The organism is Lactobacillus taiwanensis DSM 21401 (genome assembly GCF_001436695.1).
Taxonomy (GTDB): Bacteria; Bacillota; Bacilli; order Lactobacillales; family Lactobacillaceae; genus Lactobacillus; species Lactobacillus taiwanensis.
Genome location: NZ_AYZG01000001.1, coordinates 167,964 through 187,653 on the forward strand (window position 1 = coordinate 167,964; position 19,690 = coordinate 187,653).

Annotated in this window: 18 protein-coding genes and 1 tRNA gene; 3 read left to right on the plus strand and 16 right to left on the minus strand. The window is 34.1% G+C overall.

All coding sequences use genetic code 11. The features are described 5' to 3' along the window. Positions 1-49: 49 nt before the first annotated feature. The 14 genes from FD18_RS00855 to FD18_RS00920 form a co-directional block, all read right to left on the minus strand. The gene (locus FD18_RS00855; protein WP_057718099.1) at positions 50-988 is read right to left on the minus strand and encodes an ABC transporter ATP-binding protein; all 939 of its coding nucleotides are present in this window, start codon (positions 986-988) and stop codon (positions 50-52) included. A 16-nt stretch (positions 989-1,004) separates the two neighbouring features. Beyond that, positions 1,005-2,039 carry an ABC transporter ATP-binding protein gene (locus tag FD18_RS00860; protein ID WP_057718100.1) on the minus strand — a complete coding sequence of 345 codons (1,035 nt, stop codon included), beginning with the start codon at positions 2,037-2,039 and terminating at the stop codon, positions 1,005-1,007. Positions 2,040-2,044: 5 nt separating this feature from the next. Beyond that, positions 2,045-3,073: an ABC transporter permease gene (locus FD18_RS00865; protein ID WP_057718101.1), complete on the minus strand. Its 1,029-nt coding sequence runs from the start codon at positions 3,071-3,073 to the stop codon at positions 2,045-2,047. A gap of 3 nt (positions 3,074-3,076) precedes the next feature. Further along, positions 3,077-4,006 (minus strand): oligopeptide ABC transporter permease, encoded by a 930-nt coding sequence (gene opp3b, locus FD18_RS00870; RefSeq protein WP_057718102.1) that lies wholly within the window; start codon positions 4,004-4,006, stop codon positions 3,077-3,079. An 89-nt stretch (positions 4,007-4,095) separates the two neighbouring features. Continuing rightward, positions 4,096-5,724: a peptide ABC transporter substrate-binding protein gene (locus tag FD18_RS00875; RefSeq protein ID WP_057718103.1), complete on the minus strand. Its 1,629-nt coding sequence runs from the start codon at positions 5,722-5,724 to the stop codon at positions 4,096-4,098. A 211-nt stretch (positions 5,725-5,935) separates the two neighbouring features. Next, on the minus strand, positions 5,936-7,249 hold the full coding sequence (locus FD18_RS00880; protein WP_057718104.1) for a C1 family peptidase: 1,314 nt from the start codon (positions 7,247-7,249) through the stop codon (positions 5,936-5,938). A 121-nt stretch (positions 7,250-7,370) separates the two neighbouring features. Further along, positions 7,371-7,443: transfer RNA gene (locus tag FD18_RS00885), tRNA-Thr, on the minus strand. A gap of 80 nt (positions 7,444-7,523) precedes the next feature. Continuing rightward, positions 7,524-8,786, minus strand: coding sequence for a tyrosine--tRNA ligase (gene tyrS, locus FD18_RS00890; protein WP_057718105.1), 1,263 nt, complete (start codon positions 8,784-8,786; stop codon positions 7,524-7,526). A 260-nt stretch (positions 8,787-9,046) separates the two neighbouring features. Then, positions 9,047-11,977, minus strand: a complete 2,931-nt coding sequence (locus FD18_RS00895; protein WP_057718106.1) for an LTA synthase family protein — start codon at positions 11,975-11,977, stop codon at positions 9,047-9,049. Further along, positions 11,974-12,594, minus strand: coding sequence for a glycerol-3-phosphate acyltransferase (locus FD18_RS00900; protein WP_057718107.1), 621 nt, complete (start codon positions 12,592-12,594; stop codon positions 11,974-11,976). Before FD18_RS00900 ends, FD18_RS00895 begins: the two co-directional genes overlap by 4 nt. Next, positions 12,594-13,703 carry an LCP family glycopolymer transferase gene (locus FD18_RS00905; protein WP_057718108.1) on the minus strand — a complete coding sequence of 370 codons (1,110 nt, stop codon included), beginning with the start codon at positions 13,701-13,703 and terminating at the stop codon, positions 12,594-12,596. The genes FD18_RS00900 and FD18_RS00905 overlap by 1 nt, the downstream gene beginning before the upstream one ends. A gap of 129 nt (positions 13,704-13,832) precedes the next feature. Further along, the gene (locus FD18_RS00910; RefSeq protein WP_057718109.1) at positions 13,833-14,714 is read right to left on the minus strand and encodes an aldose 1-epimerase family protein; all 882 of its coding nucleotides are present in this window, start codon (positions 14,712-14,714) and stop codon (positions 13,833-13,835) included. Between the two features lie 284 nt (positions 14,715-14,998). Beyond that, positions 14,999-15,862, minus strand: a complete 864-nt coding sequence (locus FD18_RS00915; protein WP_057718110.1) for a GRP family sugar transporter — start codon at positions 15,860-15,862, stop codon at positions 14,999-15,001. Positions 15,863-15,933: 71 nt separating this feature from the next. Then, complete coding sequence (locus tag FD18_RS00920) at positions 15,934-16,647, minus strand: hypothetical protein (protein ID WP_057718111.1); 714 nt, start codon at positions 16,645-16,647, stop codon at positions 15,934-15,936. A 258-nt stretch (positions 16,648-16,905) separates the two neighbouring features. Here FD18_RS00920 and FD18_RS09955 point away from each other — a divergent pair, with 258 nt between their 5' ends. Then, positions 16,906-17,145, plus strand: a complete 240-nt coding sequence (locus FD18_RS09955) for a hypothetical protein (protein ID WP_057718112.1) — start codon at positions 16,906-16,908, stop codon at positions 17,143-17,145. Next, positions 17,117-17,788, plus strand: a complete 672-nt coding sequence (locus tag FD18_RS00930) for an MFS transporter (RefSeq protein WP_057718113.1) — start codon at positions 17,117-17,119, stop codon at positions 17,786-17,788. Before FD18_RS09955 ends, FD18_RS00930 begins: the two co-directional genes overlap by 29 nt. 73 nt (positions 17,789-17,861) lie before the next feature. On the opposite strand, the gene FD18_RS00935 is transcribed toward FD18_RS00930, so the two are convergent. Beyond that, positions 17,862-18,794, minus strand: coding sequence for a glycosyltransferase family 2 protein (locus FD18_RS00935; protein WP_057718114.1), 933 nt, complete (start codon positions 18,792-18,794; stop codon positions 17,862-17,864). A gap of 19 nt (positions 18,795-18,813) precedes the next feature. Continuing rightward, on the minus strand, positions 18,814-19,251 hold the full coding sequence (locus FD18_RS00940; protein ID WP_057718115.1) for a GtrA family protein: 438 nt from the start codon (positions 19,249-19,251) through the stop codon (positions 18,814-18,816). Between the two features lie 181 nt (positions 19,252-19,432). Here FD18_RS00940 and rpsN point away from each other — a divergent pair, with 181 nt between their 5' ends. Further along, positions 19,433-19,690 carry a 30S ribosomal protein S14 gene (gene rpsN / locus FD18_RS00945; RefSeq protein ID WP_057718116.1) on the plus strand — a complete coding sequence of 86 codons (258 nt, stop codon included), beginning with the start codon at positions 19,433-19,435 and terminating at the stop codon, positions 19,688-19,690.

Sequence of the window (19,690 nt, forward strand, 5' to 3'; positions counted from 1 at the left end):
AGACACAAGAAAAAGATCTATCAGATATTTTATCCAATAGATCTTTAATTTACAGGTAACTCTTTGCAGCTTTTAAATAGTAGTCTACCTCATCATCAGCACATCTTACAAAATGTCCCGGTTCAATTTCATGTAATGAACGAGGCTTTCGAGGATCAAATTTTGAGTCATCATATTGTATTCTTTGTCTTTTACGTTCAACTTCTGGATCAGGAATAGGCACGGCAGAAATTAAACTCTTAGTGTAATCATGCAGTGGACGATTATAGACTTCATCTGCTGTTCCTACTTCAAGCAACTTTCCAAACCGCATAACTCCAATTCGATCAGAAATAAATTTAACCATTGAAAGATCATGGGCAATGAACAAGTAAGTTAACTTTTTCTTTTCTTGTAATTCTTTCATTAGATTAACTACCTGCGCCTGAATCGATACATCTAGTGCAGAAATCGGTTCATCAGCTACGATAAACTTCGGATTAATTGCTAAAGCTCTGGCAATCCCAATTCTTTGACGTTGACCACCAGAGAATTCATGCGGAAATCTTGATGCATGTTCTTTACTTAAACCTACCAAGTTTAATAATTCAATAACACGCTTTTTCCTATCAGCTTTATTTTTAATTTGCTGGTGAATATCTAGACCTTCTGCAATAATATCTTCAACAGTCATTCTAGGATTTAAGGATGCGTATGGATCTTGAAAAATCATCTGTGCATCACGATGAAATTTCAATTTTTCCTTTTTGCCTTTTAATTTATTAACATCTTTTCCTTCAAAAATTATTTCTCCGTCAGTAGGCTCATAAAGATGCAAAATACTTCGTCCAGTAGTAGTCTTACCTGATCCTGATTCCCCTACTAAACCAAAAGTTTCACCTTCATAGATATCAAAACTGACATCATCTACAGCTTTGACAGTTGATCGACCCACTTTAAAGTATTGCTTTAAGTTTTTAACTTCTAAAATCTTTTTCTTTTCTGTCATCGCTTTTTCCTATCTATTATTTTTCTTTCATTTCTGCAAATTTTTTCTGTCTACGTCTAATCTCTGCTGGAGGAACAACTTTAGGAGCATTCGGATGCAGTAACCAGGTAGCAGCATAATGAGTCTCAGAAACCTTAAAGAAAGGTGGTTTTCTCTCGGCATCAATCTTCATCGCATACTTGTTACGTGGAGCAAAAGGATCTCCTTTAGGAGGATCTAGCAAGTTAGGAGGGGTTCCTGGAATTGATTCTAATTCTTCGCTTTCTAACGTTGGCATTGAATTGATTAACCCCCATGTATAAGGATGTTGTGGGTTATAGAAAATATCATCAACAGATCCATATTCTAAAATCTCACCTGCATACATTACTGCTACTCGATCTGCCATTCCAGCAACTACACCTAAGTCATGGGTGATAAAAATAATTGATGTACCAATCTTTTTTTGCAAATCTTTCATTAAATCTAAAATTTCTGCTTGAACTGTTACATCTAAAGCCGTTGTTGGTTCATCAGCAAGTAAAACTTCTGGTTCACAAATTAAGGCAATTGCAATCACAATTCTTTGACGCATACCACCTGAAAATTGATGGGGATATTGATTAATTCTTTTTTCTGCATCTGGAATTCCAACAGCCTTCATCATTTCAAGAGCTTTTTTCCATGCTTCTTTTTTACTGACTCCCTTATGTTTAATCAGAGGCTCAGCAATTTGCTGGCCGATCTTCATTGTTGGATCTAAGGATGTCATTGGATCCTGAAAAATCATCGATATTTCATTTCCACGAATTTTGCGCCAATCCTTTTCTTTAGTTGCCAATAAATTTTTACCGTGAAAATCAATCTCTCCACCAACTATTTCAGCGTTTTTAGCTAACAAGCCAATTATTGTTCTTGTAGTTACCGACTTTCCGGAACCTGATTCACCTACAATAGCTAATGTTTCTCCCTTGTTTAAATGAAAAGAAACGTTACGAATAGCCTTTACATCCCCAGCATATGTATGGAAATCAATTTTTAAATTTTTTACGTCTAAAACTTTTTCTGTCATTTCTTTTACCTTCTGCTCTTTGGATCTAATGCATCTCTTAAGCCATCACCTAACAAGTTAAAGGCAATCATCAAAACACATAACACAATTGCTGGGAACCACATCTGATATGGCAAAAATTGAAAATTCTTTTGCCCTTCATTAAGCAACACTCCAAGTGAAGTTTGAGGAGCAGATATACCAATACCGATAAAACTTAAAAATGCTTCAAAGAAAATAGCAGTTGGAATTGTGTACATCATTTGGATGATAATTAAACTTGAAAGATTAGGAACCAGGTGTTTTAACGCAATCTTCCAAGAAGACTGTCCTAAGTTACGGGCAGCTAAAACATATTCCTGATTCTTTAATGTTAATGTCTCCGCCCTAATTTGCCGAGCCATTGTTGTCCAAGAAGAAATGGCAATTGCTAAAATAATTGACATCATTCCTGGTTTTAAAACAACCAACATCAAAACAACAATTACTAAATTAGGAATTGACGAAATAATTTCGATAATTCGCTGCATTCCATTATCTACTCCTCCGCCTTTCCAACCAGAAACAATTCCATACAACACTCCAATGGTTAGGTCAAACAAGGCAGCAACAAAAGCGACAATTAAAGAAATTTTTGTTCCATAAATGATTCTTTGACCTAAGGGTCTGCCTAAATAATCAGTTCCAGCAAAGAAATACTTATCTTTAGGGATATGATTTTGTTCATATACATTTACCCACTTATCTCCCTGCTTTAATTTTCCATTTAAGCCATTAATTGCGCTCATACCAGGAACTTTTGCGGGCAAGTTTGCATACTGTGGATGTGACTTTACCAAGGTCTCATTATTAATAAATGGCGTTGAACCAAATGCTATAAGAACCATTAAAATAATGACTACAGCTGAAACAATTGCTGATTTTTTCTTTTTTAATTGTAGCCAAACACTCTGACCAAAGGATAAAGATGGTCCTGCAATATTTTCATTATCTTGAGCTTCATCTGGAGGTAATTTTTTAAAATCTTCAGGACTTACATTGAATTCTTCGTTCATTCTCTATCCTTCCTTTCCTTGCAATCTAATTCTTGGATCAATTAAGCCGTAGATAATATCAGTAATTAATAAGACTACTACCAAGCCAATTGAATAAATCATTGTTACACCCATGATTGTTGGATAATCGTTAGTTAAAATTGACTTAACGAATTGCTCACCAATACCAGGAATGTTAAAAATATTTTCAATAACCATTGAACCAGTCATCAACGCTACGGTGTAAGGACCAAGCAACGTTACAATTGGAATCATACTATTACGCATTACATGTCCTCGAACAACTTCCATTCGACTCAAACCCTTAGCACGTCCAAGTTCCACATAATCCTGATTCATATTATCGACCATACTAGTTCTTACAAATCGTTCAGTTTCAGCCATTGGAGCGACCGCTAAAGCAATCGTTGGCAAAACAGATTGTGAAAATGAACCCCAACCAGCAATTGAAAACCAACCTAATTTTAAAGCAATATAGTATTGCAAGATAACAGCTAAAACAAAGTTAGGTACTGATCTTCCGATAATTGCCAAAACTGTTGAAGTAGAGTCAACCCAAGTACCTTGTTTTACAGCGGCTAAAGTTCCTAACAAAACTCCAAATACGACTCCTACCACCATAGCTTGCAAACCTAATTGCATAGAAACAGCCAACCGTGGCAAGATCAAACTAGTTACTGATTGATTAGCATATTGGAAAGAAGTACCGAAATCGCCCTTGAACATTCCACCCAAATAAATTAAATATTGAACAAAGACGGGCTTATTTAAACCATATTGTTCGTTCATAATTTTAATTTGAGTTGGTGTCATTTTAGCTTCATTTGCATAAGGCGACCCCGGCATAGCTTTCATTAAGAAGAAAGTTGCTGTTGCCACAATAAACAAAGTTAAGATCATATAAAAGACACGTTTTAATATATATTTACTCATATTTAGCCTTTCATTAACTCATACTTTTTAATATTGTATTTAATAAAAAAATCGGAGATTTTATAATCTTCGATTTTTCATTTAACTACTTATTTTGCAACATAAGCATGCTTAAAGTTGTATGATGCACCAGCACCATTGTAAATAACTCCCTTAACTGATGGTTTTACCATCCATGCTTCTTGTTGGTGGAATAATGGACTTACACCTTGTTCTTCAAGTAAGATCTTTTCTGCATCTTCTAAGTCATGATTTCTCTTGTTTACATCACCAGTAGTCTTAGAGTCAGCAAGTAAGCTGTTGTATTTTTCATTGTCCCACTTACCAAAGTTCATTGCGTTATCAGGTGTTAGAAGATCTAAGAAAGTAATTGGGTCTGCGAAGTCACCACTCCATCCAGAGAAGGAAACATCAAAGTTGCCAGATACCATTTTGTCGATTGCAGTCTTCTTAGGAATGTTTTGAACATGAACATTTACATCTTTCAATGTATCTTCTAATTGACTTTGAAGAGTTTCTGTTGCTTTCTTACTTGCATCGTCATCGTAGCCAAGCAAGTTGAAAGTTAAACTAGTCTTTCCAAGTTCCTTAAGGGCTTCTTTATATAATTCACGTGCCTTCTTAGCATCATGTTTCATGTAAACTTCTGACTTAGGAGTTTCTACGTAGTCAACATAGTCTTTTCCTTTAATGTCTACAATACCTGGTGCAGTTAAAGTCTTAGCTACTTGGTTAGCTCCACCTAATGCATTTGCTAAAGCTGGGCGATCAACAGCCATTGAAATAGCTTGGCGTAACTTAGCATTCTTAAATTCTGGTCTCTTAGCCATATTGTAGCTTAAGTACTGAGTACTTGCTTTCTTTCGAATAGTGTAACCAGTTTGATTCTTTAATTGCTTAGTGCCTTGTGCATCTAAAACAGCTGCATCTAACTTACCGGATTGATATAGGTTGTAAGCAGTAGTAGGTGTCTTCTGAATTGAGTAATCAATACTCTTAAGCTTAACATCCTTCTTGTCCCAGTAAGAATCATTCTTAACTAACTCCCACTTCAAGTTAGAACCAGTCCAGCCTTTTTGAACAAAGGGACCATTATAAACTTGATACTTAGAAGCAGTTCCGTAATTGCTACCAGACTTTTCAACAGTCTTTTGATTTTGAGGGAAGAATAGTGGGAATCCCATTAACAACTTAAAGTATGGAATACGGTGTTCCAATTTAACTTCTAATTTGTAATCTCCTACTGCTTTAATACCTAAAGTACTTGGAGACTTCTTTCCTTTAGTAATTTCGTCAGCATTTTCAATTCCAGAAAATAGAGAAGTATATTGAGAACCAGTCTTTGGATCAACGGTTCTTTGCCAAGAATAAACAAAATCTTTCGCAGTTACAGGATCACCATTTGACCATTTTGCACCTTTACGTAAAGTGAAAGTCCAATTCTTTCCGTCTTTACTTTCAACAGTCTTAGTCGCTAAAGCATTTTCAACTTTTGAATTCTTTCCTAAACGATAAAGACCTTCATAAACATTATTTAATTGATTAAAACTCGTTTCATCTGTGGCTTTAGAAATATCCATAGTTTGAAGTTCAGTTTTTTCCATCCAAGTTAATGCTTGGTCACCTGAAGAGCTATTATCTTTCTTACCACAAGCAGTTAGGGCAACAGCGGCAACGGCAGCCGTAGAAACAGCCGCAAATATCTTCTTAACTTTCATATTGTCCCCTCCAAAAAATAAAATACATTAAATTAAGATGAACTTTATTAAACACTATTTAAATAAAAAAGTAAAGATATTTTTAGTAAAAAATTAAAATTATATTTATCTAAATTAAATTTTTGTAAACAAATACTTATATATAAAAAAATACTAATAATTATCAGCTAAGCAGTAATTATTAGTATTCTGTACATAATTTATAATTTAATTAAGCCATTGAATCCCAGCAAGGAACAGGAGTTGCTTCGCCTTCAGCAATTTTCACTAGTTTCTCTGATAGGTATTGCTTCTTAACTACTACCTTAAAGAGGTATTCATCAAACCACTTGTCATCCATTACAAAGTAACCTTTTTCACCAACTTTGGTTCCCCAAGAATTTTCAACTTTCCATTGACGTGGCTGATTATCCACAACATCTACACCAACAAAAGTCATCGCATGAGTAGAGCCACTAGCCCCAGTTTCAAGACGCTCTTTCTTACTTAAATTAGTTTCAATATTAAAAATAGTATCTGTTTCATATAAATCAGCAGCTAAAATTCCCTTTTGGCGATCACTTTGCTTACCAACATCACAGCCAAACCAGATTGTTTCCCCATCTTTTAGTTGCTTAATTGCGGCTTCCTTAAGGTTTTCAATCTTTGTATTTAAAAATCTAATTGGACTTCCGCCTTCAACATTATCCTCAAATGGAAATGCATAAAGTTTGTCATATTCATGGTCTGGCGCATTAAAGAGGACAACATAATCATCCAAATCATCTTCAAAATAATTGTGGAAAAAGTCTAACGGACTAAGATTTTGATCTAACCTGTACTTTCCATCATCATCTTTAAATTCTAAATCAAACTTTTGCACAGGTTGTCCAAAGGCGATCACAGCCATGCGGTAAACTTCACTTAAAAATTCTTGACGTTTTTGTTCAATTTCATCACTTTTGCCTTCTTGTGCTAGTTTACGTAAGATCAAACCATCTTCACGTAATTTCATATTCAAGGCTTGGTTAAATGCTGCTGTATTATTTGCGGTAAAGCTCTCATCTTGTGCATAAGTTGGCACTAACCCGTATTTTCTAGTTAATGAAACAGCCATATGCCATTGCCCACCATCAGTATCTGGTGCTTGCAAGTAAAAGTGCACAGTTCGATCATCCACAGGTTTATCCGCAGTTTCTAAGATATGATTGAAGAAAATATTTGCTCTTTCAATTCGATCCCAGAAGAAAAGATAACTTTGTGAAAAAGTAAAGTTCTTTGCATGATATTGCTTAGCAAACTTGTAACGTAATACATTTAACGCAGCAAATAGCCAGCAACGACCTGATTGTTTTTGATCAGTCACATTATCAGTGGGGATTTCAATTGAGAAAGTGCGATTTAAATCACGAATTCCTTCACTGTTAAAGCTAGCTTTTTGCACACCGTTATTCACAACGGCCAATTCAGCGATTTTATTTTGCTTATTTTGTTGATAATCTTGTTGAAATTTTGCAATTTCATCTAATGTAAGTTCATGTGCCATATTAATTCTTCTTTCATAAATTACAATGTTTTATTCCATTATAAAAAGTGACAGTCGTTTTGACCATCCCTTAATGTATCATTTACTTTTTGGCTGTCCAAAGCTTTATTTTCAATAACTAAGCCGTTTCCCAGATTTGAACTGGGGACCTCCTCCTTACCACGGCGGTGCTCTACCTCCTGAGCTAAAACGGCAAACCATTTTAATCCACATCTAATTATAACAAAAAAGACGAGGAGTGCCTCCAGCACTCCTCGTCTTCTCTTTTTAACAACTATTTAATTTTAACCAAAGTGTACTTTCTCTTACCCTTACGGATAATTACGTACTTACCATCGAAATCATCATCTGGTTCAATAATGAGATCAACATCGTTTTGACGTTCACCATTTACATAAATAGCGCCGTTCTTAACATCTTCACGTGCTTGACGCTTAGATGGTTCAATCTTAGTTTCAACCAAGAATTCAACAATATTCTTAGCTTCGTGGGTTGCTTCAGCACTTGGTGCATTCTTCAAAGCTTGTTCAATTTGAGGCACAGACAAGCTCTTAACGTTACCTGAGAATAGGGCTTCAGTAATCATTTGAGCTTCTTTCAAGCCTTCTTCGCCATGAACAAACTTAGTTACTTCTTCAGCTAATCTCTTTTGAGCTGCTCGCTTCCAAGGTTCTTTTTCAGTCTTTTCAGCCAAGTCCTCGATTTCTTCACGACTTAAGAAAGTAAAGTACTTAAGGTATTTCACAACATCACGATCGTCTTGGTTAATCCAGAATTGGTAGAATTCATAAGGACTAGTCTTTTCTGGATCAAGCCAAACAGCACCACCAGCAGACTTACCAAACTTAGTACCATCAGCCTTAAGCATCAATGGAATAGTTAAACCAAATGCTGGACGATCTTGACCTTCAAGCTTGTGAATCAAATCAATACCAGCAGTAATATTGCCCCATTGATCAGAACCACCAATTTGAAGTTGAACACCATTGTCTTTGTTTAAGTGATAGAAGTCAATAGCTTGTAAAATTTGGTAAGTAAATTCAGTGAATGAAATACCATTTTCCAAACGACTAGCAACAACATCCTTGTTAATCATGTTGTTAACTTGGAAAAACTTACCGTAGTCACGTAAGAAGTCAATCAAGTTAAGCTTACCAAGCCATTCCGCATTGTTTTTAATTTCAAAGTTTTCAGTACCGAATAACTTCTTCATTTGGGCAGTCAATTTCTCTTCATTGTGTTTAACTTGCTCAGCAGTTTGAAGAACACGTTCAGTCTTTCTACCAGACGGATCACCAATTGAACCAGTGCCCCCACCAATTAAAATTACGGGATGATAACCAGCCATTTGGAATCTTTTTAAAATCATAAATGGAATCAAGTGCCCAATATGAAGTGAATCTCCAGTTGGATCAGTTCCGCAGTAAAGAGCTAAATCATCGTGCTCTGCTAAATATTTACGCAAACCTTCTTCATCAGTTTCTTGATTAATAGCACCGCGCCATTTTAAATCTTCTAAAATGTCAAATTTTGCCATAATTTTTTCTCCTAACAAAAAACGTCCCTAAATTTCTCTCGAAATCTAGGGACGACTAAATTACTTCATTAGCCGTGGTACCACCCACGTTTGCGCTTAACGCGCCTTAAGTTCAGTTGATAAGGAAACTACCCCATCATCCGTACTTCGCCTGCTTAACCTGCCTAGCTCACACTAACCGCTAGTTCTCTGAACACTGAATTAAGTAGCTACTCTCATTTACCTACGATAATAAGGGAGAATAACATTTTAGTCAACTATTATTTATAAAATCCTTTAATATCTAGGCTATATCCCTTACCAGCAGACATATCATATTGAATTAACTGATAGTCTTTAAGTAGTTCTTTTTGCTTCTTAGTCAACTTATTTTCAGAAACTTTCTTACCATTTTGGTCAACTAATTCAAAACCATCATCACCGCTATAGTTAATAGTTATTGCGGGTAACTCTTTATAGATGCGGGTAAGTAAGGCCTGGTATGCCGTGACTTTAGAATTAGTTTGATCTAGTGCCATCGGAATAAATGAACTAGTTGAAATATATTTATCAGGCTTAATCTTACTCTTTGCTCCATGTTCACGAGCATATTTATTTGAATAAATAAAGTAAGTCGTAGCATGAAGTTTTACAGGATATTTAGCTAATTGAGACTGATCAATTATCGCTGGGTAATGATCACCATAAAAGACAAGTGTAATTGGTTTATCAATCTCATCAATTTGCTTAATAAACTTCTTTACTGCTTTATCAGTATATTCCACTCCTTTAGTATAAGAAGCAAAACTGTTCTTTGTATTTTCATCAGCAATCAAAGATCCACTCACATTATCCTGATACTCATTTGATGAATAATAGTCGCCATATGGCATATGGTTCTGCATTGAGATTAGGTTAATAAATTGACCATCTTTTTGACTCTTAATCTGGCGTATTCCATTTTGATAAGCAGTTTCATCAGATAAGTATGGGTTAGAGCCAATAGTTTTTTGATCATAAATCTTATATTTAGATCCTAGGTAGGCAAATTTATTAAATCTAAACCGACGATAATTATCAATTCGCCCATAAAACGTCCCATTAAATGGATGAAGAGCACTGCTATACTTAAAGTTCATTCCAATTGTTGGATAGAAATTATAACGAGAAGTTATTTGTGTATATGGCGTGACAGCAGTAGAAAAAGTGCCCATATTAAATCCAGTTAAAGATTCATATTCCATATTTCCTGTTCCACCACCATAGCCAGCACTAAGCATATGGCCAGAAGTGGTTGTTGTCATGAGCTTACGGATATATTTCATAGGATCACGAACACTATTAGAAATTTTAACAGTTGGAAATTCCTTTGGATCTACAAAACTTTCACTAAGATTAAAAACAATTGTTTGATCACTTAATTTGTTTTTTCTTGTTTTATTAATAGTTGTTGCTTCACGCTTATACTTTTGAACGACTTGTTTAACTGCGCTTTCTGAATAATTAGCTGGTTTATCCATAATCGGCACTTTAATAAAGTCCAAGAAGGTCAGAATTGAGCCATTAGCTCCTGTACTATCCGGTGGATTTCTAAAGTTAGGATTATTATCAAATCCCTTAGAAATATAATAAATCGGTGAATTTTCATCATTAAACCATAACGGTGTAATCAAGATTAACAAGCTAATGATTGCCTTTATCCAGCTTATCTTTTTACGTTTAAGATTAATTGGATACTTTTTTTCTAAAAATATAATTACAACAATTAAAAGTGCGAATCCTACTAAAATATAGATCAGATTTTTAACTCCCATCATAGGAATTAAAGTTTTCCAATTAACAATTTCACTAACTTCAGTTGGGTAAATTGGCTCTTCTCTTAAATTCATCTTAATACCATTACCAATAGCAATTCCCAAACCAAGAATAGTTGGAATGCTTGCTGCTACCCAAAAACGAGTTGTAATTACATAAAATATTTCAAAAATTGCCAATAGAAAAATGCTTGATAAAACAACTGTTCCTAATCTATTGGTAAAGATATAGACTAAAGTGACATTTAGATTACTCTTAAAGGTAAAGAAACCAATGATAGTTACAACCATGAAATAAGCAAAAAGACATATTATATGCAGATGTCTTTTAATAAAATTAATGCCTTCTTGTAAAAGATTAAGACTATCTTTTAAATTTCTACCAATAAACTTATTTAAAAATCGTTGAACATGCTTATTTGAAAGAACAAAGTTATCAAAAACAAAATTAATAATGAAGCTTGCTACTAATAAAGCCAGGATCAATAAGATCGTAACTTTTTTACTAACAGGAGCTAAAACAAGTTGTAATTTTTCCTTCCACAAAGTCATTCCATACGCAGTTGTTCCAAAAATGATTGCTGGAATCAAAATTGAAATAGTTTGATGTGAAATTTCCGACATCCATCTTCTAAAAAGTAATGCACCTGTAATTACAATTACAAACAATAATGGAGATGAAGGACTCATAAGCATGCTTGTATTCCAGGCCATATTCATTTGCGTAAATAAAACTGCTTGTGGTGTTTGAACTGGCATTAAAGCGATCGTTGCATAATAAATCACCGGAAGTAATATGACACTTAAAACAGTTAAGCCCAAGAGACATTTACTAATTTTCACTTTACTAATAAGCATTCCCCAAGCAAAGGGTAAAACTAAGTATAAGCCAAAAATACTATAGCTAGTTAAAAGCGAGTTTCCAGCGCTTAAAGTAAAAATTAAAAGTGTAATGGTAGTTAATAACAACACATTCTGCTTAGCATTTAACTTTTCTTGCAATCTAAAGATAAAGGGCTGAAAGAAAAGTGAAATGATAATTCCACTAAATAAAGCCGATGTACTTGTTAAAACTGGGAAAAAGATACCCCATAAATTCCAAGCAGAGAAAAACTGCGGTAAAGAAATAATAAAAACAAGATAGAAAATAATAAGAGTAATTACACCTTCCAGCCAGTTCTTAACTGCTTCCTTAAATGTGTATTCTTTATTACCATAGCTCATCCCATACCAAACCATCACAATAAGTTGAACTATGCTAATAACAATGCCAATCCGTGTCTTAGTAGAAACTTCAGTTGGATTATAGTTCCAGAATCCCAAAGTTTGAATTAGTACTCCCAGCAACAAACCAATGAGCAAAATCCACTGGATTGTTTTTCTTAACGCTGACTTCATTTGTATATCCCTAACTTTTTCTTGATTGTTACTAATACATCTACGCGTTTTCCATGGCCAGTGAAGAAATCAACAATATCTTTTCGGAATTGGAAGATCATAATTAATGTAGCAATTAAAAATATTAGTCCTTGTCTCCAACCAAAATTAACCCAAGCAAAAATACTGAATCCAAGCATATATACTAATGGTGGAATTGTAAGATTCTTCATAATGATGACTAAAAACAAGCCAATTAATAGTGCAATTAGTCCTGCTCTCCAATCAAAGAACACAATCCATAAAGCAGTTACAGCTACTCCCTTTCCACCTTTAAAGTGATTCCAAAATGGAAAAGAATGGCCTAAAACCACCCCTAAACCGGCAAAAGATAAATCCAAGCGATTACCATGATAAATAAAATAAACAATTAATAAAGCTACTAAAGTCTTTGCTAAGTCTCCAATACAAGTTAAAATGCCCCATTTTTTACCAAAGACTGCTCCCACATTGGCAGTTCCAGGATTTCCTGAGCCATATTTTGTTGGATCTTTATGTAAAAATATTTTTGTAACAATCATAGCAAAAAGGATATTTCCGAGGAAATATCCTATTACTAGTGAAATTAATTCATTCATTAATAAGCACGATCTCCGTTCCATAATTCATCTGTGTAAGGATCATATATGTAGTATACCTGATTAGAACTACCAGTAGTCCAATCAAATTGAGAATTCATTGAATTTTGATAAGTTTCATTATTATCAATATCCATTGAATCTAAGCCAAGATCATTTCGTACAATATTGGAAACTCTTTGCAACTCACGATCAGACATAACCTGATATGAAGCGTCCCCAATCATGGCTCCTACACCATGCATGTAATCACTAGACATATTCTTTGCTGAACTACGGTAGTTCTTTCCAATTTTAACTAATGAATTAAAGGTTAAATTAGTTCTTAAACTAGTAGAAAGAGAACTTAAAATTGAATTTAAATTCTTTAGAGTATTAACTGACATTGCATGATCTAAAACAGACATGATAACTTCACGCTGACGCAACTGTCTACCATAATCTCCTCGAGGATCATCATAACGCATTCTCGAGTAAGCCAATGCTTGACTACCATTTAAATGGACTGTTTTTCCTTTAGTAAAAGTATAGCCATCGTAAGTAAAAGTTAATGGCGGAGTAACTGTAACGCCACCTACACCATCAACAATCTTTCTCATTCCGCCCATATTCATTGAAATATAATATTTAATCGGCACATTAAGAACTTTACTGGTAGTATTCATCGCCATCTTCGCACCACCAATATTATAAGCGGCATTAATTTTATGAACACTAAAGTTTTCAGTTCCAATCATACGTGCCATTGTATCACGCGGAATAGACATTAAAGATAATTTCTTCTTGGCTGGATTAACAGTCATTAAGATCATCGTATCAGAATTACCACGAACTTCTTTTCTGCCAAAGGCTCCTGTATCAGTTCCTAATAAGAGAATGTTGAATGGCTCTTTACCAGAAAAGCTATCTTGTTTTACAGCTGTTTTGGGATCATAAGTTTTATCAAACGCATTTTTAGCCTTAAGATATACTGAACCTGCGTAAACTCCAAATCCTAAAACTATCACTAAAATAACTGTAACAATGATATAGATTGGCTTTTTCTTATTATGTTTTTCCTTGTTCATCTCAACTCTTGAGAGAACCGGTTCTTTGGGCTTTTTATCCATAATATTCTTTCTCAAACTTTCTTAAAACAAGGATATTATAGCAAAATTACACTCTTAAAAGTCTATTATGCCAAATCTTAACTAATTAGTAAAAAAGAGGAAAACTTAAATTGCTTTCCTCTTTAATATTTATTCTAAAGTAATTGTAGTTGAGAAGTGAGAACTTTCATTTGGTGCTAAGAGATTATTCCCCTCTTTTTTCATCCAATCTGTCAATTCATCACTCTTGATATCAGGTAAACCAGCAAACGGCCCCATGCATAAAAACTTAGCTTCTGGATCAGTCATGGTCCATAGCGCTATATATGGAAAATCTTCCAACGTTAAAGAAATTTTATGTTCTGATTTTGTACTACTTAACTCAACACCAGTTAAACCTGGATTATTAATAATGATCAAACCGTTATCAAATTCCGCATACGATAGTGGCAAAGTTCCCTTTTGTGGATTAGGTACTGGAATAACCTTCCCATTTCTAAATGGAATTGGATCAATTTGAAATTGAGTTAATTCTGTCACTTCTGGACTTAAAGTTAACTCATAGTCTGAAAATTCCAATTCATCTCCAGCTATTGGCACATTAAAGCCTGGGTGAAAACCAAGTCCAAATGGCATCGTTTCTTCTGAATTATTTTTAACTAAAAATTCTATCTTTAATTGATTAGCTTCTAACGTATAGGTAACCATTAAACTAAAATGAAATGGATAAACAGCTAGAGTCTCTTCATTTTCAGTTAAAGTCAGACTTACTCGATCGTCTCCCTTGTCAACTACTGTCCATGGATAATCACGAGCAAAGCCATGTTGCTTCATTTCATATATTTTCCCATTTAAAATATACTTATTGTCATTTGATTTTCCGATTGCCGGAAAAAGAATTGGAGCATGTCTTTCCCATTCGCTCCCATTCCAAATATAGTCGGCATTAGTAGTCTTATCAACTACATGAGTAAGTTGAGCACCGATCTCATTAATTTCAACCTTTAACTGGTTGTTTTCAATTGCTAGCATCCATTGTCCTCCTAAACAATTTCGACCAATCCCATTTTGAAAATATCACGCCATACTCAATATGTCAACTGTAAGCGATAATATATAGTTTATTATTGAATTTATTATTTCTTTATTTGTTATATAACTTGAGAAATTCTTTATAGCACACGATTATATTTAACTTGACTTTTAATTTGGTTCTAATACAATTAAAAGTGTTCTAATACTAAAAATGATTTAAGAATTAGGACAAGTTGATACAAAAAAAGGGCATCCCAGACGTGGGATGCCTTTTTTATTCCTTAGAATAATGTAGTTAACATTGCACCGCCAATAATTAAAATTAGGCCTGCAATGGTAAAAATCAAGCCGTTGCGAGTTTTCTTTTCGTGTAAGAAAATCAAGCCACCTAAAGTAGAAATCACTACACAAAGTTGTGAAATAACGAAAGCCATGTTAACTCCGTTATCTTGAACAGAAAGAATATAAGCTAGTGCAGCAATTGCATAAAGAATACCTGCTCCACCACTTTGAACTGTAGATTTTTCTTTCCAAACATGTAAATTCTTAGTAACTAATGTATAAATAAATACGGCTACTAACATACCAAGGGTTTGACCAAAGAAGATTGAAATACTGCTTCCATGTAAAGCCTTTGGAATAGAGCTTGAAGTAATGTATCCAAGCGAAGTAAGTACAAGCAAAATAATAGTACTTACTTGGTTAGACTTGTTTCCTTCGCTTGTTCCGCGATCAGTCAATGAAGTCAAAACAACCCCAACGATCAAAACAAGAATTCCAATAAAACCATATAGCTTAGCTTGTGGACTGCTCCATTCACCAAAAGCGAGCACGCCGACAAGAGGCACACCAATTAACTGCAAACCAGTTGAAATTGGCATAGTTTCAGAAACACCAATTCTTTCATAAGAAATATATTGACCAACTTGACCAATTACCCAGCAAGCGCCTCCTAATGCAGAAAGCAGAAATAGTGACCAACTCATTGCTGGATGCATAATTGCCATTACAATTGCTCCAAAAATAAATGAAGCTGCAACAGTACCGACAATCTGATTATAAACTGTACTATTCTTCACACTAGCAATAACTAGAGGCATAAGTCCCCAGCCAATTGCTGGTAAAAACAAATAAACATATTTCATAATTTTGTATCTCTCCTAAACTTTTAAACAATTAATTCTATCAAGGATCGATACAATCTGACAAGAGCTAATTATGAAATCCTTTTCTTTATCATTAAAATCCGATTACTTCGCCAAACTAAAATTAACAGAATAACCTCACCAATTAAAGGTAGAAAAATAATATTCAAAGACGTTGCACTAGCAAAGACCATATGGAGGACAATTGCTACTAAAACCATAATCCATGAAGTCCATCTTCTAAACCATGGCTGCCAAATACTACCGGCTAAAACAAGATAATATACACACAGTAAAAAGCCTAAAACCAATAGCCAAGTCTGTCCTTGCACGGTAAAGATCTCTGCTCCCATCAAAGCAGCAAAGCCACTAATATAGGCTAAATATGCTAAAACAAGCATCATTACTAATCTGATAATCAATAGTTCCCTATCTTTATATTTCATTACCAGATTATTTTTAAAAATCACCATTCCAATCCAAGTTAAAAGTAGTAAAGCAAGAACTAGACCAATAGTAAATTTCATTGCCATTTGATTAGTCATCAAAAAGATAATAATTAAAATCAATCCTAATTCATAATAGAAATTCAAAGCAAAAATACTACTTTTCAACTCCATTGGTAACCAAAGTAAGACTACAGCAATAATAAAAAAGATGGCACATCTTCCCTTAAGTCCTTGATCAACAGCTGCATAATTAGGCAGATAGACCAAAAGTGCATCTAAAATTCCTAAAATGGATAAAGCAATTTTTATCCATGTATTTTGACTAATTTTTTTCATATAACTTCTCCCTTGTTCAAATTATCCCACTTTTCTATTTTTGAATCTTCAAAAAATTACTTACGAGAAAAAATTTTTTCTGTTAGTATGATCAACGATGCAATTTTTCACTATTTACTTAAGGAAGAATATTTTTTTGAAGAAATACATTAAACATTGCTCTACCACAATTAATGACCGCTTTTCGTGTAGGTACAGGTACTATTCAGTGGCTAGTTACTGGTTATATGTTAATTATCTTGAAACTGGATTTTTTGAATGTTTGTTCCATTCCTAGTAGTTGCACTTATTTTTGCTTTTACTTCATTAAAAAATACTACCAAGATTACTAGACCACACATTGACTACCTTTCAATTATTGAATCAGCTATAGGTTTTGCCAGTTTAGTTGCTAGTGTTAGTCTTGCTTCTGACCTCGATTTAACTTCACCACTTGTTATTGGGCTATTTGTTTTGGCTATTGTCGTACTTGTATTTTATTGTTCATCGTCAACTTAATTTGAAAAATCCAGTTTTAAATCTAAAAATCTTTTCAATTACTCAATTTAGAACTGGCGCACTTTTGGTAATGGTCGACTTTGAGATCATTTTATCTACGATGTATCTATTACCACAATTTATTCAAAAAGGTCTTTCATTCGCAGTAGCCTTAACAGGAATTATTATGCTTCCTGGTGGACTTATTAATGCAATCACTTCTACTTTAGCTGGTAGGATTTATGATAGTCAAGGTGCTAAAAGACTAGCAGTTCTAAGTTTTATCATTGCTTTTATTGGGGCTTTAATGTTAGCCTTAGCTACTCCATCTACTCCCGTTTGGTACATTATTTTGTCTCAAATTATTCTAATGATTGGTTGTCCTTTAGCAATGTCACCATCCCAAACTTACGTTTTGAATGCTATTCAAGGTCCAGCTTCTGCCGACAGCTCAACTATCATGAACACTTTGCAACAAATCGTTGGTGCCGTTGCAACTGCGATTGCAACTATTTTATTAGCCATGGGTCAAGGAATGAGTAAAGGGGGGGTGAGAGCTGTGCGTTTTACTAACGGTGCTTACTACGGCTTCTACTTTACTTTAATCTTAATCGTTATCGGCTTTTTATTAAGTCTTACAATTAAAGCAGACGGAAACAATTAATCCTCATTTAAAAATTTTAGCCATATAAAAATACCGAGATTCGTAATTGAATCTCGGTATTTTTTGATCTATTTTATTTTTTCTCTTTAATAATATAGATTGGCCGATTCTTTACTTGAATATATACTCGGCCGATATACTTACCTAAAATACCAATGCAGAGTAATTGTAAACCACCAAGCAGAAGAATTACGCATACCATCGAAGCCCAGCCAAAAATACTTGAGCCTGGGTAAAGTATTCTGCGTATAATCACAACTATTAAGCCAATAATTGATAAAACAAACGATCCTGTACCAATCCAAACAGCTAAGTTAAGTGGAGCTTGTGAAAAGTCTGCAATCCCATCCATTGCATATTTAAATAACTTCCAAGTATTCCAATCACTTTCACCAGCTACACGTTCAACATTGTGGTAATCTAAATACTTGGTCTTAAAACCAACCCAAGAGAAAATTCCTTTTGAAAATCGGTTGTATTCAGGCATATCTAAAACAGCATTTACCATTTGACGAGTCATCATCCGATAGTCACGAGCGCCAGGAACGATTTCTGTATCGGAGATCTTATTAACTACCTTATAGAACATATCACTCAGGAACGACTTAAATTTAGCTTCTCCTGTACGATCTACACGACGTGTTCCGATACAGTCATATTCGCCTGTCTTAATCAAATCATACATTTGTGGTAAAAACTTAGGTGGATCTTGTAAATCAACATCCATTACAACTATGTAATCTCCAGTAGCTGCTTGAAGACCAGCATAAAGAGCAGATTCCTTACCAAAATTTCTTGAAAAAGAAACAAAGTGAACATGCTCCGGATCCTTCTTGCGTAGTTCTTTAATTTCTTTTAGAGTATTATCCTTTGATCCATCGTTAATGAACCAATATTCTGGTTCCAAGTCTGGAATTGTATCCATTACTTTATTCACTGCTGGATAAAAAAGTGGTACAGATTCCTCTTCGTTATAACAAGGAACTATAATTGATAATTTTTTCATACTTTAACAGGCTTTCTTCTTACTTTCTAACGTCTACTTTTGATTTAGTAGTTTTTATTTTTCTAAATGTTAGTAATTTATTAATTACAAATTGAATCAAGGTAGCGATAAATGTAGAGACTGCCTTTACAATCAATTGATTATAACCAAGTTTAGTTACAAAAATAAATAGGCAGACTGTTGTAAATAAAGTTGTAATCTGTCCAACTAAATAGTAAGAAATAAATCTTACAAGCAATTTATCGTGAACCTTAAAGTTAAGAAAACTATTCCAGAAAAAGTTGTTGATTAACCCACAAGATGATGAAATAAAATTAGCTACTTCGACTTGCATCTTAAAGTGAGTCAGAATGGCAAAAATTCCAAAATCAACCCCTAATCCTAATACACCAATTAATACATAAATTATTAGCTGTCGCAAGTCTTCATTATGAAGTATTCTTTTAAAAATACCCACGGCTTCTTTTCCCTTCTTTAATCAATCATCACTTATTTTAAACTAATTTTTTTAAAAATACTTTCTTTTTGACAAATTATTAATAATTTAATACAATATACTTACTTTAAGTTAGCTCAAATTCGTTAATACTTATTTTTATATTTTAATTGTCTTATTTTATATTCGAAAGGAAAGATATATGGCAAAAAAATCAAAAATTGTTAAGGCTGCTAAGCAGCGTGAATTAATCAAAAAATACTATGAATTAAAAGAAGCTGGCAACGTAGAAGCATTAGCTAAATTACCGCTTGATGCTCATCCGACCCATTACCACAACCGTGATTTACATGATGGTAGACCACATGGTTATATGCGTAAGTTCGGAATGTCACGCTTACGCTTCAAAGAATTAGCACACAAGGGGCAACTTCCTGGAGTGCGCAAGGCTAGTTGGTAA